22 protein-coding genes are annotated in these 25873 nt (G+C 32.9%); 17 read left to right on the forward strand and 5 right to left on the reverse strand.

The genetic code is table 11. From position 1 onward, the window contains the following. The first annotated feature begins 101 nt into the window (after window positions 1-101). From J5E45_RS08475 to J5E45_RS08540, 14 genes are all read left to right on the forward strand, one after another. A complete protein-coding gene (locus J5E45_RS08475; protein ID WP_208182011.1) occupies window positions 102-842 on the forward strand; it encodes a sirohydrochlorin chelatase in 741 nt (246 codons plus the stop codon). Next, entirely contained in the window at window positions 823-1287 is a 465-nt protein-coding gene (locus J5E45_RS08480) for a precorrin-2 dehydrogenase/sirohydrochlorin ferrochelatase family protein (RefSeq protein WP_039067299.1), read from the forward strand. Before J5E45_RS08475 ends, J5E45_RS08480 begins: the two co-directional genes overlap by 20 nt. Continuing rightward, the gene (gene nirB, locus J5E45_RS08485; RefSeq protein ID WP_208182012.1) at window positions 1280-3691 is read left to right on the forward strand and encodes a nitrite reductase large subunit NirB; all 2412 of its coding nucleotides are present in this window, start codon (window positions 1280-1282) and stop codon (window positions 3689-3691) included. The genes J5E45_RS08480 and nirB overlap by 8 nt, the downstream gene beginning before the upstream one ends. Continuing rightward, window positions 3688-4002: a nitrite reductase small subunit NirD gene (gene nirD / locus J5E45_RS08490; protein ID WP_208182013.1), complete on the forward strand. Its 315-nt coding sequence runs from the start codon at window positions 3688-3690 to the stop codon at window positions 4000-4002. Before nirB ends, nirD begins: the two co-directional genes overlap by 4 nt. Continuing rightward, the gene (gene cobA, locus J5E45_RS08495; protein ID WP_208182014.1) at window positions 3993-4949 is read left to right on the forward strand and encodes a uroporphyrinogen-III C-methyltransferase; all 957 of its coding nucleotides are present in this window, start codon (window positions 3993-3995) and stop codon (window positions 4947-4949) included. The genes nirD and cobA overlap by 10 nt, the downstream gene beginning before the upstream one ends. A 350-nt stretch (window positions 4950-5299) precedes the next feature. Further along, window positions 5300-7705 (forward strand): YSIRK-targeted triacylglycerol lipase, encoded by a 2406-nt coding sequence (gene lip, locus J5E45_RS14455; RefSeq protein ID WP_208182022.1) that lies wholly within the window; start codon window positions 5300-5302, stop codon window positions 7703-7705. A 245-nt stretch (window positions 7706-7950) separates the two neighbouring features. Next, complete coding sequence (locus J5E45_RS08505) at window positions 7951-11634, forward strand: nitrate reductase subunit alpha (protein ID WP_208182024.1); 3684 nt, start codon at window positions 7951-7953, stop codon at window positions 11632-11634. Next, window positions 11624-13192: a nitrate reductase subunit beta gene (gene narH, locus J5E45_RS08510; protein WP_208182026.1), complete on the forward strand. Its 1569-nt coding sequence runs from the start codon at window positions 11624-11626 to the stop codon at window positions 13190-13192. The genes J5E45_RS08505 and narH overlap by 11 nt, the downstream gene beginning before the upstream one ends. After that, the gene (gene narJ, locus J5E45_RS08515; RefSeq protein WP_208182027.1) at window positions 13185-13760 is read left to right on the forward strand and encodes a nitrate reductase molybdenum cofactor assembly chaperone; all 576 of its coding nucleotides are present in this window, start codon (window positions 13185-13187) and stop codon (window positions 13758-13760) included. The genes narH and narJ overlap by 8 nt, the downstream gene beginning before the upstream one ends. Further along, the gene (narI, locus tag J5E45_RS08520) at window positions 13753-14430 is read left to right on the forward strand and encodes a respiratory nitrate reductase subunit gamma (protein WP_101049828.1); all 678 of its coding nucleotides are present in this window, start codon (window positions 13753-13755) and stop codon (window positions 14428-14430) included. The genes narJ and narI overlap by 8 nt, the downstream gene beginning before the upstream one ends. Window positions 14431-14444: 14 nt before the next feature. Next, window positions 14445-14897 carry a nitrate respiration regulation accessory nitrate sensor NreA gene (gene nreA, locus J5E45_RS08525; protein ID WP_039067290.1) on the forward strand — a complete coding sequence of 151 codons (453 nt, stop codon included), beginning with the start codon at window positions 14445-14447 and terminating at the stop codon, window positions 14895-14897. A 9-nt stretch (window positions 14898-14906) separates the two neighbouring features. Then, on the forward strand, window positions 14907-15941 hold the full coding sequence (locus J5E45_RS08530; RefSeq protein ID WP_069792339.1) for a sensor histidine kinase: 1035 nt from the start codon (window positions 14907-14909) through the stop codon (window positions 15939-15941). Between the two features lie 20 nt (window positions 15942-15961). Next, window positions 15962-16615: a nitrate respiration regulation response regulator NreC gene (gene nreC / locus J5E45_RS08535; RefSeq protein WP_039067288.1), complete on the forward strand. Its 654-nt coding sequence runs from the start codon at window positions 15962-15964 to the stop codon at window positions 16613-16615. 374 nt (window positions 16616-16989) lie between these two features. Beyond that, window positions 16990-18156, forward strand: a complete 1167-nt coding sequence (locus J5E45_RS08540; protein ID WP_208182029.1) for a nitrate/nitrite transporter — start codon at window positions 16990-16992, stop codon at window positions 18154-18156. An 85-nt stretch (window positions 18157-18241) separates the two neighbouring features. On the opposite strand, the gene J5E45_RS08545 is transcribed toward J5E45_RS08540, so the two are convergent. From J5E45_RS08545 to J5E45_RS08555, 3 genes are all read right to left on the reverse strand, one after another. Next, a complete protein-coding gene (locus J5E45_RS08545; protein ID WP_039067284.1) occupies window positions 18242-18676 on the reverse strand; it encodes an Hsp20/alpha crystallin family protein in 435 nt (144 codons plus the stop codon). Window positions 18677-18702: 26 nt separating this feature from the next. Continuing rightward, complete coding sequence (locus tag J5E45_RS08550; RefSeq protein ID WP_107548645.1) at window positions 18703-19071, reverse strand: Hsp20 family protein; 369 nt, start codon at window positions 19069-19071, stop codon at window positions 18703-18705. 231 nt (window positions 19072-19302) lie between these two features. Then, complete coding sequence (locus tag J5E45_RS08555; protein WP_039067281.1) at window positions 19303-19743, reverse strand: MarR family winged helix-turn-helix transcriptional regulator; 441 nt, start codon at window positions 19741-19743, stop codon at window positions 19303-19305. 385 nt (window positions 19744-20128) lie between these two features. Here J5E45_RS08555 and J5E45_RS08560 point away from each other — a divergent pair, with 385 nt between their 5' ends. Then, window positions 20129-20488: a DUF3139 domain-containing protein gene (locus J5E45_RS08560; protein ID WP_080750263.1), complete on the forward strand. Its 360-nt coding sequence runs from the start codon at window positions 20129-20131 to the stop codon at window positions 20486-20488. Between the two features lie 348 nt (window positions 20489-20836). Here the strand turns inward: J5E45_RS08560 and J5E45_RS08565 are convergent, their stop codons facing one another. Continuing rightward, window positions 20837-21184, reverse strand: a complete 348-nt coding sequence (locus J5E45_RS08565; RefSeq protein ID WP_039067279.1) for a DUF4889 domain-containing protein — start codon at window positions 21182-21184, stop codon at window positions 20837-20839. A 155-nt stretch (window positions 21185-21339) separates the two neighbouring features. Further along, window positions 21340-23439 carry an AraC family transcriptional regulator Rsp gene (gene rsp / locus J5E45_RS08570; RefSeq protein ID WP_208182031.1) on the reverse strand — a complete coding sequence of 700 codons (2100 nt, stop codon included), beginning with the start codon at window positions 23437-23439 and terminating at the stop codon, window positions 21340-21342. 228 nt (window positions 23440-23667) lie between these two features. On the opposite strand from rsp, the gene J5E45_RS08575 reads away from it, so the two are divergent. Both J5E45_RS08575 and J5E45_RS08580 read left to right on the forward strand, forming a co-directional pair. After that, window positions 23668-24243 (forward strand): peptidoglycan recognition protein family protein, encoded by a 576-nt coding sequence (locus J5E45_RS08575; protein ID WP_107549760.1) that lies wholly within the window; start codon window positions 23668-23670, stop codon window positions 24241-24243. Window positions 24244-24363: 120 nt separating this feature from the next. Then, window positions 24364-25806 (forward strand): sucrose-specific PTS transporter subunit IIBC, encoded by a 1443-nt coding sequence (locus tag J5E45_RS08580; protein WP_039067275.1) that lies wholly within the window; start codon window positions 24364-24366, stop codon window positions 25804-25806. Window positions 25807-25873: the final 67 nt, after the last annotated feature.

The raw sequence follows: 25873 nt of genomic DNA on the forward strand, positions 1-25873 counted from the left end.
AAGTATAAGGGGATTCCCTATTTATATATATATTTGTGAATAAATTCACATTATTTCTTAAATTTGTATTACAATGCAAGTATAAGATGGGTGGTGAGGAAATGGCTGAAAATATTTTAGTGATTCATGGCATGCGAAAAGGTAAACAAAACAACATGATTTATGAATTTGTAAAACAATTGATGATGTCAAAGAACAGACATGTGCATATTGCATTTTTAGAGGGTGAAACGCACAATTTGAGAGTTGTCATGAACAATTTAATACGACAAGGATCTTTTGAATTTAATATCATTCCTTTGTTGTTGTTTCCAGCAAAACATTATTTATATGATATACCCTCAGTTTTAGGATCCTTGAAAAGTGACTATCCACATATTAGAAGTAATATTGCACAACCACTGGGTACACATAGAGAAATGTCGAATATTATTAACAGACGGATTGCCAATGCTTTAGTTTCAGTAGGCCATGTAAACAGAATTATTTTAATCGCCCATGGAAGTTCTTATTATAAAGAACCGGATTATGCATTAAATAAATTAATGCGTGACTGTAATGTTTTTAATATACCTATGCAGATGATGACAGTGTATGGCGATTATAGCTATCAATTATATATAGAACAGTATTTAAATAAGAGTGAAGGTATATTGATTGTGCCAGTTTTTCTTTATAACGGCTTTTTAGTAAAAAAAATAAAAAAAGAAATTAATCAATTTAATATAGCGTCACATGTTTATTATAGCGATGTGATTAATTTTAATAATGAGCTTTTAGCAATAATAGAAGACAGAATAAAAGAAATTGAGGAATTAGCAAATGTATCCTATTCAACTTAATGTAACCAACAAACAAATTGTCATTATAGGCGGAGGCAAGATTGCATATAGAAAACTAACGCAAATATTAAAAGAAGATGCTTGTTCAGTAATGATTATTAGTAAAAAATTTTTACCTGAATTTTTTGAGATTGAACATCCTAACGTAAAGCTATTAACAAAGTGTTATGACAAAAATGATATTAAAAATGCATCGTTGGTTATAGCTGCTACTGATAATTCAAAGGTTAATGACCAAATAAAAAAAGATGCAAAGGCGCATCAACTAGTCAATCATACAAGCGATCAGCGACAGTCCGATTTTTTCAATATGTTAGAGATAGAATTTGAAGATATAAAAATTTGTTTGAGATCTAATGGAAACGATTGTGCAAAAGTGAAGCATATATCACAGGTAATACAAGCTTATTTAACAGAGGTTTATAAGGAGGATAAACATGACTAAGAAAAAATTAGTAATGATTGGTAACGGGATGGCAGGGCTACGGACGATAGAAGAAATATTAGAACGTGAAGCAGAAAAATATGAAATAACGATAATAGGTAAAGAATCATACCCTAATTATAACCGCATCATGTTGTCGAATATTTTACAAAAGAAAATGACAGTTGAAGAAACTATTATGAATAGTTACGACTGGTATAAAGAAAATAATATACAACTCGTTACGGGTGATCCAGTCGTAGAAGTTAACCGTAATTTAAAATACGTGACAACAAAAGCGGGATGTAAATTTGAATATGACGTATGTATATTTGCCACTGGTTCAAAAGCGTTTGTATTACCAATACCTGGTTCAACATTACCAAGCGTAATTGGCTGGCGTACTATTGAAGATACTGAACGTATGATTGAAATAGCGCAATCTAAAAAACGTGCAATCGTAATAGGTGGAGGGTTACTGGGGTTAGAATGTGCTAGAGGGCTAATGGATCAAGGTATGGCGGTTACTGTTGTTCACTTGGCGGAGTGGTTAATGGAAATGCAACTTGATAAAAAAGCAGGAGAACTATTAAAAGAAGATCTAGAGGGGCAAGGCATGAACTTTAAATTACAAGCAAGTACGAGTGCCATACTTGGTAATGAAGATGTAACAGGTATCGAACTATCAGATGGAACGACGATGGAAGCGGATTTAGTAGTTATGGCTGTCGGGATAAGACCATTTATAGAAGTTGCTAAAGAAAGTGGTCTCGAGGTAAATCGAGGTATTCAAGTAAATGATTATATGCAAACTAGTGACTCAGATATTTTCGCTGTAGGTGAGTGTGCGGAACATGATGGTAAAGTATATGGATTAGTTGCTCCATTATATGAACAAGGAAAAGTTCTGGCAGATTATTTAACAGGTCGCGATACGGCAGGTTACAAAGGATCTACAACGTTTACTTCATTGAAAGTTTCAGGATGTGATTTGTATAGTGCTGGATATATTACTGAAGACAAAGATGTTAAAGGTATTGAAATTTTTGATAGTCAACAAAACCATTATAAAAAAGTGTTTGTAAAAGATAATGTAATTGTCGGAGCAGTATTATATAGTGACATTGAAGATGGGCCACGTTTCTTTAATATGATGAAAAAGGAAGAATTGCTCGATGATTATACTATGGTATCTCTGTTGCATAAAGGCGGTGAATCTGTAGGACTTAGTATTGAAGATATGGCTGACGACGAAACAATTTGTGGATGTAATGGTGTGTCGAAAGGTAAGATTATTGAAGCCATAAAAACAAATGGATTAACAAATGTGGAAGAAGTAACAAAGACGACAAAAGCGGGTAACTCATGTGGTAAGTGTAAAGGACAAATAGGTCAAATTTTAGAATATACATTGGGTGATGACTTTATTGCTGCTAAACCTACAGGTATATGTGCATGTACAGATTTAACACGTGACCAAATTGTAACACAAATCAGAGCGAAACAATTAAAGTTGTCTGAAGCAGTAAGAAACCAATTAAACTTTAAAGATAAAGATGGTTGCCCTAAATGTAGACCAGCATTAAATTACTATTTAAATATGGTATATCCATTTGATCACGAAGATGAAATTGCTTCAAGATTTGCGAATGAACGTTATCATGCAAATATTCAAAAAGATGGCACTTTCTCTGTAATCCCACAAATGCGTGGTGGCGTTACAGATGCAGATCAATTAATACGTTTAGGAGAAGTTGCTAAAAAATATAATGTACCACTAGTGAAAGTAACAGGCTCTCAACGTATCGGTTTATATGGTATAAGGAAAGAGTTGTTGCCACAAGTCTGGGAAGATTTAGAGATGCGTTCTGCTTCTGCATATGGTAAAAAGACACGTTCAGTTAAAAGTTGTGTTGGAAAATCATTTTGTCGTTTTGGTACACAACATACAACACAACTAGGAATCAGGTTAGAAAAAATGTTTGAGTATATCGATACACCGCATAAGTTCAAAATGGGTGTGTCTGGATGTCCAAGAAGCTGTGTAGAATCAGGCGTTAAAGACTTTGGTGTTATTGGTGTAGAAAATGGTTTTCAAATATATATTGGTGGTAATGGCGGTACAGAAGTAACTGTCGGCCAACATTTAACTACAGTGGAAACTGAAGATGAAGTAGTTCTATTATGTGGGGCGTTGATGCAATATTATAGAGAAACTGCAAATTATGCTGAACGTACAGCGCCTTGGTTAAACAGACTAGGTTTTGAAAATGTGCAAGCAGTATTGTTAGATCAAGAAAAACAACAGAAATTATTTAATCGTATTATGAAAGCAAAAGCAGCGGCGGGTAATGAACCTTGGAGACAGATTGTAGATAATGAATTTGCACAAAGTATATTTGAAGTAGAGGAAGTGAAAGTATGATAGCGACGAACAAAGTAAAGGTGGCGAACGTCGATGAACTCACACCATTAATCGGAAAGAAAGTAAGAGTTAAAGATCATGAAATTGGTATTTTTCTAACTGCTAATGGTGAAATTCATGCAGTTAATAATATTTGTCCTCATAAACAAGGGCCACTTTCGGAAGGGACAGTGAGTGGTGACTTTATATATTGCCCTTTACATGATCAAAAGATTGACTTAAAGACAGGCATTGTGGAAGAACCAGATACAGGATGTGTAGAAGTATATAAAGTTGAAATTATCGATAGGGAAGTTTATATATGCATTTAGTAGAATCAGGCAAAGTGTATCTTGTTGGTGCCGGCCCAGGTAATCCAACACTTTTAACAAGAAAGGCTGAGCAATTGATAAGATGTGCAGACATTATATTATACGATAGATTAGTAAACCCATTCATATTACAATTAGCTAAACCTGAAAGTGAAATTATCGATGTAGGAAAACGACCTTACCAAAAACATATACAACAAAGTGAAATTAATGAACAAATCATTTCAGCGGCACAACATCATTCGTGTGTAGTCAGATTAAAAGGCGGCGACCCTGCAATATTTGGTAGAGTTCAAGAAGAAGCCGTAGCATTATCTGTACAGGGAATCCCTTTTGAAATTGTACCAGGTATTACATCAGCTAGTGCTGCGGCTGCTAAAATGGGTATAGGGCTAACTGCAAGAAATGTTGCTAAAGCTATTACTTTCACAACTGCTTCTCACTGTAAAGGTCAAGTAGAGGCACTTGATTTACACAGTCTTATGCACGGAGACACATTGGCTATTTATATGGGCATAAAAAAGCTACCTCAAATAGTAAAACAAATATATCAAAAAACAAAAATAGATTTCCCTATAGCAATTTTTTATAATGTGTCTACTTATCATGAACAAATGATTTCTGGCCACCTTACTACAATAATCAAACAAGTAGAAGCACAAGATTTAGAAATGACACCAGGTATCATTATTATAGGTAAAGTCATGGATATGGCAAATGAAATGTTCAGAAACATTGATAATACGAAAAGAAAAAATTATTTGATTTCTGGAAAGCGAAGTTTAGCTATTGAGAAAGCTTTTGAATTATATGCAGCAGGACATTATTGCTTGATTAAAATAGATTCCCAACAATCTTATCATAAATCTCAATTTAAACTTTATGAACAGCAGGAAAAAGACTTAGAATTTGATGAACATATATTTATGGATAATTATCAATCATAGACAATTCTATTTTTAGCACTTTCATAATTTAATAAGCAATATAAAAAATGACAAATTACTATGTTAGTAATTTGTCATTTTTTATTTGCACTAATAATAGATGGATAATTCAGACCGAACGTGATAGCTAAAGGTTTTAATTTATATGAAACCATTCTTAAATTAAGTCTTATTATTTTTAAAAAGTAAATATATTAACGCAATATAAAAATAATGTCATTGAAATTTTACTATAAATTAATTTAACACAACATAAAATATGTTAAGTTGTAAACATACAGTTATTAATTGGGGTAACAATTTTATTTTGAGGAATGTAGTTTTAAAAAATATAATATGAGGTGATTTTAATGAAGAGAAAAGAGAAACAATCTACAAAAACAGAAGTACAAAGATTTAGTATTAGGAAGTATTCAGTCGGAACGGTTTCAGTATTAGCAGCAACATTTTTTATAGCAAGTGGGCACGTTTCTGAAGCAAGTGAATTGAATCACACACAAGAAAATGCTAATAACAATATTCCAACAGTTAACTCCGATATAGCTAATGGCACGAGCTCAAACAAAGAGAAACAAGTTCCCTCTGAAAATAATTTTAAATTAGAATCAAGTAATACACCTGAAGAATTAAGTCAGCAATCATCTGAAACATCTCCCGCATCTCACAATGACTTAGTAAAACAAACAGAACCTATTGTTCAAGACGCGCCAACAGAAAAAAAAGACACAAATATTGAAAAAAATAATAGTGTTGACCAAACCACGGATCAAAAATTGTCAACAGATTCTGATAATGAACATAAAGAAGAAATCTCGAATAAAGCAGAAGTAGAAAAAGAAGAAGAAGCTCCGAATAAAGCAGAAGTAGAAAAAGAAGAAGAAGCTCCGAATAAAGCAGAAGTAGACAAAGAAGAAGAAACCCCGAATAAAGCAGAAGTAGAAAAAGAAGAAGAAGCTCTGAATAAAGCAGAAGTAGAAAAAGAAGAAGAAGCTCTGAATAAAGCAGAAGTAGAAAAAGAAGAAGAAGCCCCGAATAAAGCAGAAGTAGAAAAAGAAGAAGAAGCCACGGATAAAGTAAAAGTAGACAAAGAAGAAGCTCCGAATAAAGCAGAGGTAGACAAAGAAGAAGAAGCCCCGAATAAAGTAGAAGTAGAAAAAGAAGAAGAAGAAGCTCCGAATAAAGCAGAGGTAGACAAAGAAGAAGAAGCTCCAAATAAAGCAGAGGTAGACAAAGAAGAAGAAGCCCTGAATAAAGCAGAAGTGGAAAAAGAAGAAGAAGCCTCGAATAAAGTAGAAGCAGACAAAGAAGAAGAACCTTCGAATAAAGCGAAAGCAGAAAAAGATGACAAAACTCAAACAGACACTGAAAATAAAAATGACGAAAATAGCAATAAACAAAAGATAGAAAATTTAAAAATAAAAAATGGTTTTAATCCAAATAAAAACGAAGTAAAGCAAGAGACTAAAAATGATCCAACAAAAGTAAAAGATTCAGAAGCAAATAAACAAGCTACAACGCGTAATCGTTCTCAAGTGCAACAAGCTCAAGTGGAATCTTTATTAAAAACTGCTAAAAAAGCAGAACAAGGTGTACATGTAAATAAATACCCAATTATATTAGTACATGGTTTCTTAGGTTTAATGGATGGTAATAAACCGGATTTGTATCCAAATTATTGGGGTGGAAAGAAATACAAAGTGAAAGAAGAATTAGAAAAAGCAGGTTATGAAGTATACGAAGCGAGTATAAGTGCAGTTGGCAGTAACTATGGTCGTGCTGTAGAGTTATATCACTATATTAAAGGCGGTCAGGTAGATTATGGTGCGGCACATGCGGCAAAATACGGTCATAACAGATATGGAAAAACGTATGAAGGTATTATGCCTGACTGGGAACCGGGTCAGAAAGTGCATTTAATTGGTCACAGTATGGGCGGACAAACGATTCGTTTACTTGAGCAATTTTTACGTTTTGGTAATCCTGAAGAAATTAAATATCAAGAACAACATGGTGGTACAATTTCTCCATTATTCCAAGGGCAAAAAGATAATATGATTTCATCAATCACAACATTGGCAACGCCACATAAAGGTTCTCAAGCTTCTGATAAGTTAGCAAATAAAGATTTTATCAAAAATATATTGAACAATATTGCAAAATTAGGTAATAATAAAAAATCTAAAATTGATTTTGGACTTTCACAATGGGGCTTCGAACAGCAGCCTAATGAAACTTATATAGAATATGTAAAACGATTGAAAGATAGTCCAGTTTGGAATACTGATGATAATGCAGCTAGAGATTTAACAACATTTGGCTCAGAGGATTTGAACCTAAATACATCAGTTAATCCTAATATTGTATACACATCTTTTGCAGGTCAAGCAACGCATAAAAATAGTTTAGGTCATCACAGACCTAACAGTGGTTTGTTTGGACTAATGGATTTAACAAGTAAATTGATAGGTAAAGATTCTAGAGAAGATTGGCAAGAAAATGATGGTGTTGTAGCAGTTACATCTGCATTAAGTCCAACTGGACAACCCGCTAAAAAAGTACAAGATTTAACGCAAGCTACAGAAAAAGGTGTTTGGCAAGTGATGCCAATTAAAAAAGATTGGGATCATGTCGATTTCATAGGTTTGGATAACCTTGATAGAAAACGTACAGGACAAGAACTTGAAGAATTTTATACTGGTATCATTGATCACTTGATGCGAGTAGAAGCGCGTGAGGAACAAGCAGTTGCTGTATAAATAAAAGAAAAATGACTTTTAAATTTTAAACAAACTTCCTTTACTTGTAATGATGGTAATCATTATACAAGTAAAGGGAGTTTTTTATGTTCGAAAAGTTATTAGGGGATTCTTTTATCTAAATAGGTAAATCCCTAATATTTAGACTTTGTGAAAAAAAGTACAATGATTATAAGAATTAAAGAAATACAAAATTTGTGAATACTATATAAATTATACATGAATGATGTGAGAGGATGTATAAAATGAAAAAATTTGGATTGCAATTCTTCAAACCAACGGAAAAATTTAATGGTGATTGGTCAATCTTAGAAAGTAAAAGTCGTGAATGGGAAAAAATGTATAGAGAACGTTGGAGTCATGACAAAGTAGTAAGAACGACCCATGGTGTGAACTGTACAGGATCTTGTTCATGGAAGGTATTTGTGAAAAATGGTGTGATTACTTGGGAAAACCAACAAACAGATTATCCTAGTTGTGGACCAGATTTACCTGAATTTGAGCCACGTGGTTGTCCTCGAGGAGCGTCTTTTTCTTGGTATGAATATAGTCCCTTACGCATCCGTTACCCTTATATCCGTGGAAAGCTATGGGAGTTATGGACAGAAGCATTAGAAGCACATCAAAACAATACAGTAGCTGCTTGGGCTTCAATTGTTGAAAATGAAGAAAAAGCTAAGATTTATAAACAGGCGAGAGGTAAGGGAGGATTAGTAAGAACGAATTGGAAAGACGTTTCTAAACTTATATCAGCTCAAATTATATATACAATTAAGAAATATGGACCAGATAGATTGGCTGGTTTTACTCCAATCCCGGCTATGTCAATGTTAAGTTATGCTTCTGGTGCGCGTTTTATGAGCTTGTTAGGTGGAGAAATGCTGAGCTTTTATGATTGGTATGCGGATTTGCCTCCTGCTTCTCCACAAATATGGGGTGAACAGACAGATGTACCAGAATCTAGTGATTGGTACAACGCAGCTTATATTATGATGTGGGGATCTAATGTCCCGTTAACGAGAACGCCAGATGCGCATTTTATGACGGAAGTTCGCTATAAAGGAACGAAAGTAATTTCTGTAGCCCCTGATTATGCAGAAAATGTTAAATTTGCTGATAATTGGTTAGCTCCGCACCCAGGCACAGACGCTGCAGTAGCACAGGCGATGACGCATGTTATTTTACAAGAACATTATGTGAATGAACCGAATAACTATTTTATTAATTACGCAAAACAATATACTGATATGCCATTTGTCCTAATGTTAGATGAAGATAATAATGGCTTGAAAGCAGGACGTTTCTTACGTGCACATGACTTAGGCCAATCCACTGAAAATAGTGAATGGAAACCTGTAATTTTTGATAAATTACAAAAACAGTTAACAGTCCCAAATGGTACGATGGGTCAACGTTGGGAAGAGGATAAACAATGGAATCTGAAACTAGAAAATGAAGAAGGTAAGCAAATTGATCCAGCAATGAGCCTTGCTGAAGATGAATATGAATTAAAAAACATACAGTTTCCATTTTTTAATAATGAAGGTAACGGTATATTTGAACGTCCTATTGCTGTACAAAAGGTTAAATTAGCAAATGGTGAAGAAAAATATATTACCACTGTATTTGATTTAATGACGAGTCAGTATGGTGTGAAACGTTTCAATCATGAACTTGAGGCATCAGGATATGACGATGCAGCGTCATATTATACGCCAGCATGGCAAGAAAAAGTTACCGGGGTTAAACAAAATGTTGTGACACAAGTTGGTCGAGAGTTTGCGCAAAATGCAATTGATACCAAAGGTCGTTCAATGATTATCATGGGAGCTGGTATTAATCATTGGTTTAACTCAGATACGATTTATCGTTCTATTTTAAATCTAGTATTATTATGCGGTTGTCAAGGTGTAAACGGCGGAGGATGGGCACACTATGTCGGACAAGAAAAATGTCGACCAATCGAAGGGTGGAATACGATTGCCTTTGCTAAAGACTGGCAAGCACCACCACGTTTGCAAAATGGAACAAGTTGGTTTTACTTCGCAACAGACCAATGGAAATATGAAGAATCAAATATTGATAGTTTGAAGTCTCCATTGGCAGAAAATATTAAGCATCAACATCCTGCTGATTACAATGTCTTAGCTGCTAGATGTGGTTGGTTACCGTCTTATCCTCAATTTGACAGAAATAGTTTATCTTTTGGTGAGGAAGCGAAAGACGTTGGAGAATTTAATAATGAAGCGATTATGAAACGTGCGATTGAGTCCGTGAAGTCTAGAGAAACGAAATTTGCAATTGAAGACCCAGATTCAAAACAAAATCATCCAAAGACATTGTTCTTATGGCGTTCTAATTTAATTTCAAGCTCGGCTAAAGGCCAAGAATACTTTATGAAACATTTGCTCGGCGCAAAGTCAGGTTTATTAGCTGAGCCAAACGAAGAGGTAAAACCAGAAGAAATTCAATGGAGAGAAGATACAGAAGGTAAATTGGATTTACTAGTATCTTTAGATTTTAGAATGACATCTACACCATTGTATTCAGATATCATCTTACCTGCTGCAACGTGGTATGAAAAACACGATTTGTCATCTACAGATATGCACCCATTTGTACACCCATTTAATCCTGCGATAGACCCATTATGGGAATCACGTTCAGACTGGGATATTTTTAAAACATTAAGTAAAGAGGTGTCAGAAATGGCTGAAGTACATCTTAAAGGAGTTTATAAAGATGTCGTTACAACGCCACTTGCACACGATTCTAAGCAAGAAATTTCTAATGTGAACGGGATAATTAAAGACTGGACGAAGGGCGAAATTGAAGCTATACCTGGAAAAACAATGCCAGGTTTTGCAGTAATCGATAGAGATTATACTAAAATATTTGATAAATACGTTACAGTAGGGCCTTTATTAGAAAAAGCTAAAGTAGGTGCTCATGGAGTAAGTTTCTCCGTAGCAGAACAATATGAAGAGTTAAAAAGCATGGTTGGAACTTGGAATGAAGAAGATGAGGATTCCGTAAAAAATGATAGACCAAGATTAGATACTGCAAGACGAGCTGTAGACGTTGTATTAAATTTATCTTCAGCTACAAATGGTAAGTTATCGCAAAAATCTTACGAGGATTTAGAACAACAAACGGGCATGCCGTTGAAAGATATTTCAAGTGAACGTGCATCAGAAAAGATTTCATTTTTAAATATAACTGCACAACCGCGAGAAGTCATTCCAACAGCGGTGTTCCCTGGCTCAAATAAAAATGGTAAACGTTATTCACCATTTACTACCAATATAGAACGTTTGGTTCCTTTTAGAACATTAACAGGACGACAAAGTTATTACATTGATCATGAAGTGTTCCAGCAATTCGGAGAAAGTTTACCCGTGTATAAACCAACTTTACCACCAATGGTATTCGGTACGAGAGACAAAAAAGTAACCGGAGATGAAAGTACACTTGTCTTACGTTACTTAACACCACATGGTAAATGGAATATTCACTCAACTTATCAAGATAACCAACATATGTTGACTTTGTTTAGAGGAGGGCCAACTGTATGGCTTTCCAATGAGGATGCAGAAAAACACAATATTAAAGATAATGACTGGTTAGAAATATATAACCGAAATGGTGTTGTAACAGCAAGAGCCGTAGTATCTCATAGAATGCCAAGAGGAACGATGTTTATGTATCATGCTCAAGATAAACATATTGAAACACCGGGATCACAAATTACAGATACAAGAGGTGGTTCTCATAATGCGCCAACACGTATTCATTTAAAACCAACACAACTTGTTGGAGGTTATGCGCAAATTAGTTACCACTTTAACTATTATGGACCAATAGGGAATCAGAGAGATGTTTATGTAGCAGTGAGAAAGCTGAAGGAGGTTGACTGGCTTGAAGATTAAAGCGCAAATTGCAATGGTGTTAAATTTAGATAAATGTATAGGTTGTCACACGTGTAGTGTTACTTGTAAGAGTACGTGGACTAATAGACCAGGCGCGGAATATATGTGGTTTAATAACGTAGAAACAAAGCCTGGTATTGGTTATCCGAAACAATGGGAAGATCAAGAGCGATATAAGGGTGGTTGGTATTTAAATAAAAAAGGTAAATTAGAACTAAAATCCGGCAGTAAGTTATCGAAAATTGCTTTAGGGAAAATATTTTACAATCCTAATATGCCAGTGATTAAAGATTACTATGAACCATGGACATATAATTATGAAAATCTTACAACAGCTAAAGCTACTAATCACTCTCCAGTAGCAACAGCACATTCATTAATTTCAGGTGACAAATTAAACTTAGAATGGGGTCCAAATTGGGAAGATGATTTAGCAGGTGGTCACGTTACAGGACCAAAGGATCCAAACATTAAGCGTATTGAAGAAGATATTAAATTTCAATTTGATCAAACTTTTATGATGTATTTACCTAGATTGTGTGAACATTGCTTGAACCCAAGTTGCGTAGCATCATGTCCATCTGGAGCAATGTATAAACGTGATGAAGACGGTATCGTACTTGTAGACCAAGATGCATGCCGTGGTTGGAGATATTGTATGACAGGTTGCCCATATAAGAAAGTTTATTTCAACTGGAAAACAAATAAAGCAGAGAAATGTACTTTTTGCTTCCCACGAATTGAAGCAGGTATGCCAACAGTATGTTCAGAAACGTGTACTGGTAGAATGCGTTATTTAGGTGTACTACTTTATGACGCTGATAGAGTTGAAGAAGCCGCTACAGCTGAAAATGAACAAGAATTATACGAAAAACAATTAGATTTATTTTTAAATCCTTATGATGAAGCGGTTATAGAACAAGCACAAAAAGATGGAATATCATTAGAATGGATAGAAGCTGCTCAGAATTCTCCAGTCTATAAGTTAGCTATTGAATATAAATTAGCATTCCCTTTACATCCAGAATATCGCACAATGCCAATGGTATGGTATTGCCCGCCGCTTAGTCCTATTATGAGTTATTTTGAAGGACAAACTGCAACGAAAGCTAATAGAAATCCTGATATGATATTCCCGGCAATCGAAGAAATGAGATTACCGATTCAATATTTAGCTAACTTATTTACAGCAGGTGATACTGAGCCAGTGAAATCGGCATTGCAACGCATGGCAATGATGAGAAGTTATATGCGTGCCCAAGTAACAAATAAAGCGTTCGATGTAGATAGATTATCAAAACTTGGATTATCCGAAAGACAAACTAAAGATATGTATCGATTATTAGCAATTGCTAAACACGAAGATCGATTTGTGATACCAACATCACACAAAGAAGCCTATATGGACACATATCGTGCTCAAGGTAGTGAAGGATATGGAGGAGAATACTTCGGGTCGAATTGCGATGGATGTGGTGTGCCTGTAACTACTGCTTCTGGAAAATCAGGACAAGAAATCTATAATGAAAATTTCTATGGAGGGATTTTCCGTGATTAATTTAGCGCAGTTTAATAAACATCAAGAGGCACTTGGATACTTTGCACAACAATTAATATTTCCAGATAAGCTGACATTACACCCTAAAACGTTTGAAGAAGTTATTCATATGGAACATCCGGCATACCAAGATATAATTCAGTATCGTGAACAAATGTATGAATTGAGCTTACTACAAATAAAGCAATTGTATTCCGATACATTTGATTTCAATAAAACTGCGCCACTCTATATGACATATAATAAATTAGATACTCAAAAAGAGCGTGGACAATTATTAGCTAAATTAAAAGTATTATATGAAATGTTTGGATTGAAGATGGCAGATAATGAACTATCTGATTTTCTGCCATTAATGCTTGAATTTTTGTATATAGCACAGTGGCAAAATGATCCAAGAGCAAAAGGGAATATTGAATTTGTCATTATGATTATTGAGGATGGTACGTATGCAATGACAAACCAATTAGCCGAGCAAAATAGCCCTTATTATTTCTTAATAAAAGGTTTAAGAGAAACGTTAAAAGCTTGTATAGAGCCTGCAAATGAGGTGGAGCAACATGTTTAATCAATTTCTATGGGTGATTATGCCCTATTTATGTATAGCAATCTTTTTTATCGGGCACCTTGCTAGATTTAAGTTTGATAAATTTTCATGGACTGCAAAATCTAGTGAATTTATAGAAAAGAAACAACTTAAATGGGGCAGTTTAATGTTTCATTTGGGTATTATTCCTGTGGCGATGGGGCATATAGTAGGTTTGCTTATCCCTGCATCTTGGTTAACTGCAGTAGGCGTGAGCGATCATTTATACCATATTGGAGCTGTTTATATTGGAAGTATTTTTGGTATAATAACATTGATTGGTATGTTGCTATTAACTGCACGACGTGTGACTAAAAAAAATATAAGAAGACTAAGTTCAGCATCTGATATTATTGTTAATTTCTTATTATTAACGATTATTTTTATGGGATGCTATGCAACGCTAGTGACTAATGCAACGATACCATCATTTGATTATAGAGAGACAATATCAGTTTGGTTTAGACAATTATTTATATTTTCTCCGAACGCCGATTTGATGTTACAAGTGCCACTTGCTTTTAAAATGCATATACTTTTAGGTTTTATAATTATGGCATTCTGGCCGTTTACTAGATTGGTGCATGTTTGGAGCGTGCCACTCACATATGCAAGTCGTAGTTATATTATTTATCGTAAACATAAAGTTTGAATGGAGGCGATAAGTTGAAGGCGTTATCGTTAAAAGAAAGTATTAACTACCAATCAATATTAGACTCAATTCGAAGCGAAGAAGGATTTGATTTTGCGGCAATAGCATTTTATGAGCAAGAAAGTGATATTTCCCCAATTAAGTGGTGTTATGCCTCTGGAAATTTAAATAATCGTTATAAACTGATTGTGCTACGTAAGGGAAAAGGATTAGCAGGTAACGTGATGAAGACAGGTAAACGTATGGTGATAGAAAATGTAGCACAATCATTATCTTCGCACGAACAACATAAATATCCTATCGTTCTTTGTGAGTTATTAACAGCGATGGTTGCGATACCTTTATGGTATGAAAAGAAAGTTTATGGTGTTTTATTACTAGGCCAGAGAAACCAACAACCATTGCCTAAAACATATAAAAACATATCACTTAAAAGTAAATTGGGCATATTTAATGAAGAAGATTAGGTGATTATAATGGAAAGCAATCAACAGTTAGATATGGAATCGTTGTTAATGCAATATTTTAATAATACGAGTGAAAAAATTGTATTCGTTGATAATCGTGGCCAAGTTGTTGCAATGAATCAAGCAGCAAGGGATATTATCTCATTGGACAATGATTATGAAGGTATGACTAATGTCATATGTAATCATTGTGACGGTTATACTAATGAATTTGATTTGCAATCTTGTAGGTATTGCTTTTTAGAGCCAGAAAACGTAGGAAATACTAGCTTTCAGGTATTTATGAAAACAACACGTGGTACAGTTGAACCCTTTGCAGCTACCTATCAAACGATTGACGAATCTAAAGGAATTAAAGCGTTCACGTTACAAAATGTATCGCCTCAAATAGAAAGACACGATAAGATGTACCAACGAAAAATGATGCAAAAAACAATCTCAGCACAAGAAAATGAAAGAAAACGAATATCTAGAGAATTGCATGATAGTGTAGTACAAGAAATGTTAAATATCGATGTTGAATTAAGACTTTTAAAATATCAACAAGAAATAGAACAGTTGGTTAATGGTTCTAAACGCATAGAAGGCTTAATGTCTAAGTTAATTGATGATATACGTAATTTATCTGTGGAACTTAGACCGTCTTCATTAGATGACTTAGGATTAGATGCAGCCTTTAAGACATATTTTAAACAGGCAGAAGTAAATTATGGTATTAATATTATCTATCAATCTAATTTAGCAATGCATAGATTTGGTAATGAAATTGAAACTGTAGTCTATAGAATTGTACAAGAAGCTTTATTTAACGCGATTAAATATGCGAACGTTGATACAATTGAAGTTGATGTACAAGTTAGTCATGGAAAACTTATTGCTGAAATCATAGACAGAGGCAATGGATTTATAAAGACAGACCAGCCAAAAGGAACAGGCTTGGGACTTTATGGTATGAACGAGCGTGCAGAACTTGTAAATGCTGAAATAAATATTGATACTCAAATAGGTCGAGGCACAATTGTTACATTAGAAGTTCCAATATAGGGGATAAGGAGACATTAATTTTGAGAATAGTTATCGCGGATGATCATGCAGTTGTACGTACTGGGTTTACAATGATATTAAATTATCAAGAAGATATGGAAGTAGTTGGAACTGCAGCCGATGGCGTGGAAGCTTACCAAAAAGTAATGAAGTACAAGCCAGACGTACTAATCATGGACTTAAGTATGCCGCCAGGTGAATCTGGGCTTATAGCAACAAGCAAAATTACAGAAAGTTTTCCAGATACGAAAATTTTAATATTAACAATGTATGATGACGAAGAATATCTATTTCACGTATTAAGAAATGGAGCTAAAGGATATATTTTAAAAAACGCCCCTGATGAACAATTGATACTGGCAATTAGAACAGTTTTTAAAGGGGAAACATATGTTGATATGAAATTGACGACATCGTTAGTCAATGAATTCGTGAACAATTCAGGTCATGATAAGCAAGCTACAACAGACCCTTATAAGATTTTATCAAAGCGTGAAATAGAGATATTACCTTTAATAGCAAAAGGTTATGGGAATAAAGATATCGCTGAAAAGTTATTTGTTTCTGTAAAAACAGTTGAAGCACATAAAACACATATTATGCAAAAATTAGAATTAAAATCAAAACCAGAATTAGTAGAATATGCTATGAAGAAAAAATTGATTGATTTTTAAAACATTAATTATATAAAAGAGCTAACGTAAATGCCTAAATAGATAGGCATAGGTTAGCTCTTTTTGTTAATTAGAACACATATAATACAGGATAAAGTCGTTTCACTATCTAACTACTGGAATATATTCTATTTTTAAAAAAGCCGCTTAATGAAGTAGGGAAATTCCGCAATTTGTTAAGGGATAATCCTTATGTTCAATTTTTCACAAAGATTTTATAATAAAAATGAGGCCAGGATTCTGCTAATAGTAACGTTTATACTTACTCATATTACACCGGTGATAATGATTGTTATATAGAAATTCAGCACTTCAACTGTGTGCAAATACTGGTCTTAGTTATCAAAAAATATTATAAATTGAAGGTGAAATAAATGAACAAAGCAAGTGGTGTTTTTCAATTAACATTACAGTCTTTAAGTCTTGTTGTAGGTTTTATGGCATGGAGTATTATTGCGCCACTTATGCCTTTTATCTCTCAGGATGTGCATATTACAAGCAGCCAACTTTCTATTATTTTAGCTATTCCTGTTATATTAGGTTCTATTTTAAGGGTCCCTTTTGGTTATTTGACAAATATTATTGGTGCGAAATGGGTATTCTTTTGTAGTTTTATTATATTATTATTTCCGATATTCTTCTTAAGTTATGCACAATCGCCTAGGATGTTAATGGCATCAGGTTTCTTTCTTGGAGTAGGTGGCGCAGTATTTTCAGTAGGTGTAACATCCATACCTAAGTATTTTCCAAAAGAACGCGTAGGATTAGCAAATGGTATATATGGCATGGGAAATATTGGGACTGCCATTTCCTCATTCTTAGCGCCCCCGATAGCTGGTATTATAGGCTGGCAATCAACAGTGAGAGGTTATTTAATCGTCATAGCACTTTTTGCGATTTTTATGTTTTTGTTAGGTGACAATAAAGAACAAAAAATAAAAGTACCTTTAGTTAAACAGTATAAAATTTTGATGAAAGATTTAAGATTATATTATTTATCACTTTGGTATTTTATTACATTTGGTTCATTCGTAGCTTTTGGATTGTTTTTACCTAATTTTTTAGTACAAAATTTTGGCATCAGTGAAGTTGATGCAGGTATAAGAGCGGGTGTCTTTATCGCATTATCTACTTTCCTAAGACCGCTAGGCGGCGTGTTAGGAGATAAGTTTAATGCTGTAACTTTACTAATGTGTGACTTTATATTAATGATTATCGGTGCAATTATGCTAGGTCTATCAGCCCATATCTTATTATTTACAATAGGTTGTTTACTCATTAGTATGTGCGCAGGTGTCGGTAATGGTTTAATATTTAAACTCGTGCCATCTTATTTTGGAAAAGAGGCTGGATCAGCTAATGGTATAGTTTCAATGATGGGGGGCTTAGGCGGTTTCTTCCCGCCATTAGTCATAGCCTATATAACAAGTCTTACTGGAACAAGTCATTTCTCTTTTATCTTATTAGCGATATTTGGTGTAATTGCTTTAGTTACCATGAGTCACATTATGAAACGTGAAAAATTAAAAACGACATTATAAAAAAAGCTGTAGTTAGATAATTTCTCTAACTACAGCTTTTTAATTTATTTTATAAAGATTATCAGTAGCCAATAAAATGACTATATTAATCTATTTGGATATTTGATGCTGAGTGTTCTTCTTGTGCTTTTTTAGGTAGTGTTACGTTTAATACGCCATCTTCAAATGATGCTTTAATAGCTGTTTCATCTATATTTTCAAAAGGGTATTGACGCTTAACATCGCTATAAGTGCGTTCTTGATGAAGTATGCGACCATCCTCATCTTGCTCTTTATCGTCGTTTGATTGCTTAGCTTCAATTGTTAGAGCGTTATTTTCAAATTGTAAGCTAATATTTTCTTTTTTGAAACCAGGAAGTTCAGCTTCAATTATAAAAACATTATCTAACTCTCTGACATCTGATTTAATGCTCGTAGTTTCAGGAAAATGTTCAAAAAATTGACGTCCAAAATCTCTAAATAACTCAGTTGGGTCACCTTCGAAAAATGGATTGTTATACGGTCTCTTATTAAAAGCCATGATACATCTCTCCTTAAATTTTAGATTTAGTCAATTGAAATTTGTGTTTTCGTTTGTTTAATTGGTAGTTTTACCGTTAAGATGCCGTTATTCATAGATGCATTTATTTTATTTGTGTCGATATTTTTAAAGATAAACTGTCTACTTTGCTCATTAGAATTGCGCTCATTAATTAGATAAGTGCTATCTTGTTGTATATTAGATACACGTTTTGCTAGTATAGTTAACGTTTTATGTTCAAAATTAATAGTAATATCATCTTTTTGATAACCAGGAAGTTCAGCTTCAACTGTATAGCTATCTTGTGTTTGATATACATTTACTTTGAAATCGTGATGGTCTGAGACTAAACTTTCTAATAAATCTTTAGTAAGATTGTTAGTGCTTTGTATCATCTCTGTTCACCTCTCCTTTTATCGTACAAATATAGTATAATATATTAGTCAAAGAAAGTCAAAGTCAAACTATGTAAAAATAAAAAAAGTGTAATATTAAGATAATTAAGTTAGTAACATTGTTGGGCAGCGGAAGGGGGCATAATAAAAAGATTTAAGTAAGAGGTAAGTAAAGTCAAAAATAATAACATGAAAACTAGAACTTCTAACTTTAACTTTACCTCTGACAGATTAAATATCTTTAGAAAAATGTTTATTAACGAAGTGTTGTAATGTTTCTTTTAAATTAATAGCTTCGTCTATATCCATATCGAATTCGCTAAACACACGTTTTGATATTTTAGAGAGTGGTTCTTTAACATTTGCGCCTTTTTCTGTAAGTGCAATCTGTAGGTTACGCTCATCATCAATTTCACGTGTTCTAGTTACATAGCCTTTTTTCTCAAGTTTTTTAAGTAAAGGTGTAAGTGTCCCTGAATCTAAATAAACACGTTCGCCAAGCGTTTTAATATTGAGTTTTTCATCTACTTCAATTGCTAGTAGCACAATGTAGCCAGTATATGTTAAATCGAATTCTTTTAAGTAAGACGTATACTTCTTAATGATTTCTTTAGAAGACACATAAAAAAGAAAACATAGTTGTCTTTCTAAGTAGCTGTCTTTTTCCTCCATTTAATCACCCCTTTTGAAATTTAACCTTATTATGAACTATGGTTGTTGTCAAGGAACGGTTGCGCACCTCTTTCTGATAAAAAAATAATATTTATCGACGTTTACTTAACAAGAAACTATATAGTGGAAAAGAACCGTAATATAAAGTGTTTTTAAATTGAGAAAGTAAGTCTTAAGAAAATCAAAATTGATTTAGTATGAAGGTTTAATTTAAGAAGATTTTGTTACAAAAAGCCTATATGACTTTATTAATCATTTACAATCAGTCATACTGATAATATTGTGTTTTTGTTATATAATAATGGTGTAATAAAGCATTAATGAGGGAGTATACTTACTCATCTATCAGTTAGAAAGTTATCGTTTTAACTAAAGGAGATTAATGATGAAAACATTTTTAAAAATCATGGGTCTATTAGTTTTGTCACTGATTATTGCTATTGTGTTTTTCTTTGGAATGAGAACATATCAAGGACATAAAAATCTAGAACTAGTAGATCGTTATATGGATGAACAAAATTTAACTGAAGAAATTGAATCTGAGAAAACATTGTATAGTGCTAAGAAGGGTTTATATTATAAGCAAGTTAAATTTAAAGATGATCCGGAACATACGTATACGGTGCAACCAATTAGTACATTTAAAGGCATCTTAGTACAAGGTTTTGATAGTGAGACCAACAAAAATATCAAAGATGCTAAACATAACGAATTTAAAGAAGATTATAAACCGAAAGACAAATAGGAATACATTGTTAAAAGCGAGGGAAATTGAACAGGAATCTAGTACACTTAAAAAGATTTCATTCCCCGCAAACAAAGTTGACATGGATAAAAGGTTTGCCTGAGCAATAGTATTTAGACAAATGAGCTTTAATTTTCAATCCTGTCAGCTACAGCTAATATATTGATTTATGCTAAGACAATTAATAATAAACTCCCTTTAAAGTAGACACTGGAAAAGTGAAAAACTTTAAAGGGAGTTTCGTTTATGACTCTTAATAAAAAATGAATATCAACTTTAATTAAGATCATTCGAATTGTATAAAGGCTATAGCTTTGCAAAAGTTAGTGGTATGTTAACTTACAAACATCACATACCTTTCATCTCACCCATATCATGAATTTTCATCATTAAACCGTGAGGGATGTCGTCATGATCTACAACTTCCATTTTACTAAAAGCACCATCACCTTCTGCTTTAATTAGCTTAACAAAATCTCCTTTTTTAGGAGAAAATCCTGATTCAGCAGGTAACTTAACATCTTTTTCTATTTTATGATCTTTTTCACTAATTATTTTATCAGCCGTTGTTTCATTTTTCATATAACCATAATAAGTTTCTTTTTGGCCGCTAGACATCATCATAATAATCAATACGATAGCAACAATTAACATTATTATGCTTATAGTAATTGCGAATACTTTACTGTTTTTCAAGGTATAATTCTCCTTTATATCTATTTCTTTCTGTTATATCTAAAATAATTAAATTATGCAATCGAAAGTACTATTCATGATTTAGTTACGTTAATAATGAAAGTCTTATTATGCTTTTAAATATTTTACTTTATCACGATTGTATAGTTGAAATGTTAAGACTGTAATATCCGAATATATTTTAATTCATCATAATGCAATATGAATTCTAAGCTGCTTTTAAATTCTGTAAACTGTCTAATTTCTGCTTTTGGTATAGTGGATTGTTCAATATAGCGTAATAAAGATCTTTCGATATATATGTCGTTGAAAGAAGGCGGTAAAGCATAGTCTATAAATCCATGTTCTCGATTCAACGTTTGGATGAACAATGTGATATTTGAATTTAATAAAGATTGTTTTAAGACGACATTGAGTACATCTTTCGGTGAAGTACGGTGATTTATAGAATTAAATAAAAGCAAATGAAACTCATCTCTTTCTTTTAACATAATAAAATTTTTATGTATAGAAATAGCTTTGCCAATAAAAGGTTTAATGAATTGATATAAGTACATTAAGGGTTCATAGATTCCATGACTATTCATTAGAGCGACATCATCTTTCTCTTTTCGCATCAGCTCGTATCCTACACCACAGCCTCTATTTAACAAGATAAGTATATGACACATTAAATCAGTGATTTCTAAAGGATAGTGTTCTTCATAAAACTTGAAGCATTGCTTTGTTAGTTTTGTATATACAAACTTTGATGTGTCAATATGTGATGCTTTGATCACTTTATTATAATAATCGTAATAACTCATTGAATTATTGAAACCTTCACCTTTTTTGTTTAATAACTTTCGAACTTGTACTTGTTCTATATCAATAAAATGATAATCAAAATTAAACCTTTGAAGTAATGTGAACGCATGCTTCAGCGAAGTAACCTGTTCAATTACGCCTTCAATAGTGATAGCCATTTTTATATTAAAATTCAGGTTTTTGATTTTAATATATAATCGGTTAACATCCTTCAATGATAAATGAGATGCATCAAAGAGAATTAGAAAATTATAATTCTGTTGTTGTTTTGCATATTCTGGTTTGAATTTTAAAAATTGTGATATCAAACCTTCGATAAAATCAAATTGTGTCATCGATTTTATTCTTAGCGCAATACCTACATAATCAGAAAACAGTGAATCGATAAAATCAATCATACCAGTGAGGCTTAAATTTTCTAAAGAGAAGTTTCTAACATTATTTATTAATACGTAGGCATCAGTTAAATCTTTAAAATTCAATTTAGAATTAAGGTCAGACTGAATAATATCCATTAAACTATCAATATGAATAAAGATAGTTGGAGTTTTTGCCCAATCCTTAAAATCCAATTGTTCGATATCGATATGTAATTGTTTTAAAGGCCCAGGCTTTTCTTTAGTGATTATATCAATTTGAGACTTGAAGCGATTCAAATCATTGTTTATTAGTACGATGTTGTCTTGATGCAAATTATGTACTGATTTTCTGAATTCATTAGGTGTTATATTTAAGAAAAATTTAAACTGATGAATATAATTTGAATAATGGTTGAAGCCGTAATGTTCAGAGATATGATAAATTGCATGTTTCGTTTGAATAAGATCAACGAGTGATAAAGCAATTTTTAGACTAGTTATATAATGTTTAAAGCTAATACCCAAATATTTCTTGAATAATATAGAAATATAAGGCGCAGAAATATAAAATGTACTCGAAACATCTTTAGAGGAAAGTGGTTCAGCAACATGAGCTTTTATAAAATCAGTTATATTATTTAGTAATGTATTTTCTGTATGTATAGATGGGATATAGATAAAATCATGTTCAACCCTTGTTTCCTTATTGATTATCGTTATAATTTCGTTCAGCATAGGTGACTCAATTGATTCACATTGGCTCAACTGTTGAATCATCGTTAAAATTTGAAATTTTAGATATTCATTCGAATTTAACAATTTATAGTTATAATAAAAATTGAAGAAACTTTTAACTGTTTTTGTGAATTGTTGTATTGGTATACACATTTCTACTACTTGTTCAGCATCTGAGATGTGATATAAATCGTTGTGATTTATAATAATAATATGGTTTTCAGCAGATAACTGGTGGCCATTTAAGGTAACATCTAGTTTATTGTTTAAAGAAAATAAAATTATGACTTGATGTATACACCGTTGTGTATGAGTGTTTAAAAATTCATGAATACACAAAGTTGTATTTTTCATAGTAAAGGCAACTCCTGATAATAATTTAAAATGGTATATTGTTTAAAATACATTATATTACAAAAAGTTGTGTCTTTTAATCCTTTAAATATAAATATTTTTTTATCTTATAAAGAGGTTCGATATTAAAAATTAAGTTTCAGGCAATGTATTTTGTTTAAGAGATGATTTTTTCGGATAAATCAGTTTAAATTTTTACATTAGATTTATTAAAGGAGACGTTAACAAATGGAACATATTTATTCTGAATTTTACAATCAAAAAACTAAAATAACGGAATTAAAACCAGATGTATTAGGCGTGGTGTTACATGATGATGCAGAAAATAACAATGCAAAGGATTATATTGCTTGGTTACAACAAAGAATGGATAATAATGAATTGGATAAGGGATGGGCGTGTGCATATGTTGATAAGCAGACATGTTATTGGTTTCATCCATCTTCAGATGTAGAATGGCATTGTGGTGATGCTTTTGCGAATACGCATTATATTGGCATAGAACGCTGCCAATCAAAAATTAATGGGATATTGTCTGATAAAGAATTTATGGAGAATGAAGAAGCCAGTTTTTGGATTGCAGCCTTGCTATTGAAAAAGTATCAGTTACCAGTAAACAGAGAGACGGTGAAACTTCATAAAATGTTTTTTGATACGCAATGTCCTGCAAGAGCGTGGTCAATACATTTGGATAATACAACTACAAATGCAGAAAATATAAAAACCTTACAAGATTATTTTATAAATAAGATTAAAGCACATTACACCAATATACAAGAAAATGATACGGCAGTAGTGGGTTGATTTAAAAGTTTAGTCATAAAGAATATACAAAAATGGGATTGCGTTATTTATTGGAACCGATTACAATAATGATTATAAAGTGTTTTGGTACCGGTTCCGTTAGATAGAGGAGGTTATATAATGAATTATAAAAAGGCTGCAGAAAATATTTTGCAAGCGCTTGGTGGGGAAGATAATGTTGATGCAATGACACATTGTGCAACACGTTTGCGACTTGTATTGAAAGATGAAAGTTTGGTAGATGAAAAGGCATTAGGGAGTATGGATGTTGTAAAGGGCACATTTTCAACAGGAGGACAATACCAGGTCATTATAGGTTCTGGTACGGTAAATAAAGTATTTAGTGAATTAGAAAAGCTTACAGGCAAAGAAGCGTCTTCGGTGTCAGAGGTAAAAGCACAGGGCACTAAAAACATGAATCCTTTTCAAAAGTTTGTGAAAATGCTCTCAGATATATTTGTTCCAATTATACCAGCGATTGTAGCTGGTGGCTTACTCATGGGGATCAACAATATATTAACTGCACCAGGTATTTTTTATGATAATAAATCGTTAATAGAAGTACAAAATCAGTTTAGTGGTTTAGCTGAAATGATTAATATTTTTGCTAATGCACCATTCACATTACTACCTATATTAATTGGTTTTAGTGCGGCTAAACGATTTGGGGGTAACGCATATCTCGGCGCAGCGCTTGGAATGATATTGGTTCATCCAGAATTGATGAGTGCTTATGATTATCCGAAAGCATTAGAAGCGGGTAAAGAAATTCCTCATTGGAACTTATTTGGGCTAGAAATTAATCAAGTAGGGTACCAAGGTCAAGTATTACCAATGCTAGTAGCTACATACATTCTTGCGACAATTGAAAAAGGGCTAAGAAAAGTTATACCTACAGTATTAGATAATTTATTAACCCCTTTATTAGCAATATTATCAACAGGTTTTATAACATTTTCATTGGTTGGTCCATTAACACGTACGTTAGGATATTGGCTATCAGATGGTTTAACATGGTTATATGAATTTGGTGGCGCTATCGGTGGTCTTATATTTGGTTTATTATACGCACCAATCGTTATTACAGGTATGCATCATAGTTTTATTGCTATTGAAACACAACTTATTGCTGACAGTACGTCGACAGGTGGTTCATTTATATTCCCTATTGCAACCATGTCTAATATTGCACAAGGTGCGGCAACTCTTGCAGCGTTCCTTATTATAAAGGAAAATAAAAAGTTAAAAGGCGTAGCTTCGGCTGCAGGTGTATCTGCTTTACTAGGTATTACAGAACCAGCAATGTTTGGAGTGAACTTGAAGTTAAGATATCCATTTATTGGAGCAATCGTTGGCTCAGGTATTGGCTCTGCCTATATAGCTTTTTTCAAAGTTAAAGCTATTGCATTAGGTACTGCAGGTATACCAGGGTTTATATCTATTAGTGGTCAAAACAATGGTTGGTTACATTATGGTATAGCCATGATAATTGCATTTATTGTAGCATTTGGCTTAACATACGCTTTATCATATAGAAAGAAATATAGAAATATTGAAGCATAGTAGTATAAAGATATATTAAGATTAATAGTATTACAAAAATTGCATTATCAAAATAAAAGACTAATCC

Source organism: Staphylococcus shinii, from assembly GCF_017583065.1.
Lineage (GTDB): Bacteria > Bacillota > Bacilli > Staphylococcales > Staphylococcaceae > Staphylococcus > Staphylococcus shinii.

Bases quoted from the DNA above. Each gene is read 5' to 3' on its own strand.
- J5E45_RS08575 (WP_107549760.1), top strand. From the start codon at position 23,668: ATGGAACATATTTATTCTGAATTTTACAATCAAAAAACTAAAATAACG.
- J5E45_RS08555 (WP_039067281.1), bottom strand. From the start codon at position 19,743: ATGGAGGAAAAAGACAGCTACTTAGAAAGACAACTATGTTTTCTTTTT.
- narI (WP_101049828.1), top strand. From the start codon at position 13,753: ATGTTTAATCAATTTCTATGGGTGATTATGCCCTATTTATGTATAGCA.
- J5E45_RS08580 (WP_039067275.1), top strand. From the start codon at position 24,364: ATGAATTATAAAAAGGCTGCAGAAAATATTTTGCAAGCGCTTGGTGGG.
- J5E45_RS08480 (WP_039067299.1), top strand. From the start codon at position 823: ATGTATCCTATTCAACTTAATGTAACCAACAAACAAATTGTCATTATA.
- J5E45_RS08475 (WP_208182011.1), top strand. From the start codon at position 102: ATGGCTGAAAATATTTTAGTGATTCATGGCATGCGAAAAGGTAAACAA.
- J5E45_RS08530 (WP_069792339.1), top strand. From the start codon at position 14,907: ATGGAAAGCAATCAACAGTTAGATATGGAATCGTTGTTAATGCAATAT.
- cobA (WP_208182014.1), top strand. From the start codon at position 3,993: ATGCATTTAGTAGAATCAGGCAAAGTGTATCTTGTTGGTGCCGGCCCA.
- J5E45_RS08560 (WP_080750263.1), top strand. From the start codon at position 20,129: ATGAAAACATTTTTAAAAATCATGGGTCTATTAGTTTTGTCACTGATT.
- J5E45_RS08540 (WP_208182029.1), top strand. From the start codon at position 16,990: ATGAACAAAGCAAGTGGTGTTTTTCAATTAACATTACAGTCTTTAAGT.
- J5E45_RS08505 (WP_208182024.1), top strand. From the start codon at position 7,951: ATGAAAAAATTTGGATTGCAATTCTTCAAACCAACGGAAAAATTTAAT.
- lip (WP_208182022.1), top strand. From the start codon at position 5,300: ATGAAGAGAAAAGAGAAACAATCTACAAAAACAGAAGTACAAAGATTT.
- nirD (WP_208182013.1), top strand. From the start codon at position 3,688: ATGATAGCGACGAACAAAGTAAAGGTGGCGAACGTCGATGAACTCACA.
- J5E45_RS08550 (WP_107548645.1), bottom strand. From the start codon at position 19,071: ATGATACAAAGCACTAACAATCTTACTAAAGATTTATTAGAAAGTTTA.
- rsp (WP_208182031.1), bottom strand. From the start codon at position 23,439: ATGAAAAATACAACTTTGTGTATTCATGAATTTTTAAACACTCATACA.
- J5E45_RS08545 (WP_039067284.1), bottom strand. From the start codon at position 18,676: ATGGCTTTTAATAAGAGACCGTATAACAATCCATTTTTCGAAGGTGAC.
- nirB (WP_208182012.1), top strand. From the start codon at position 1,280: ATGACTAAGAAAAAATTAGTAATGATTGGTAACGGGATGGCAGGGCTA.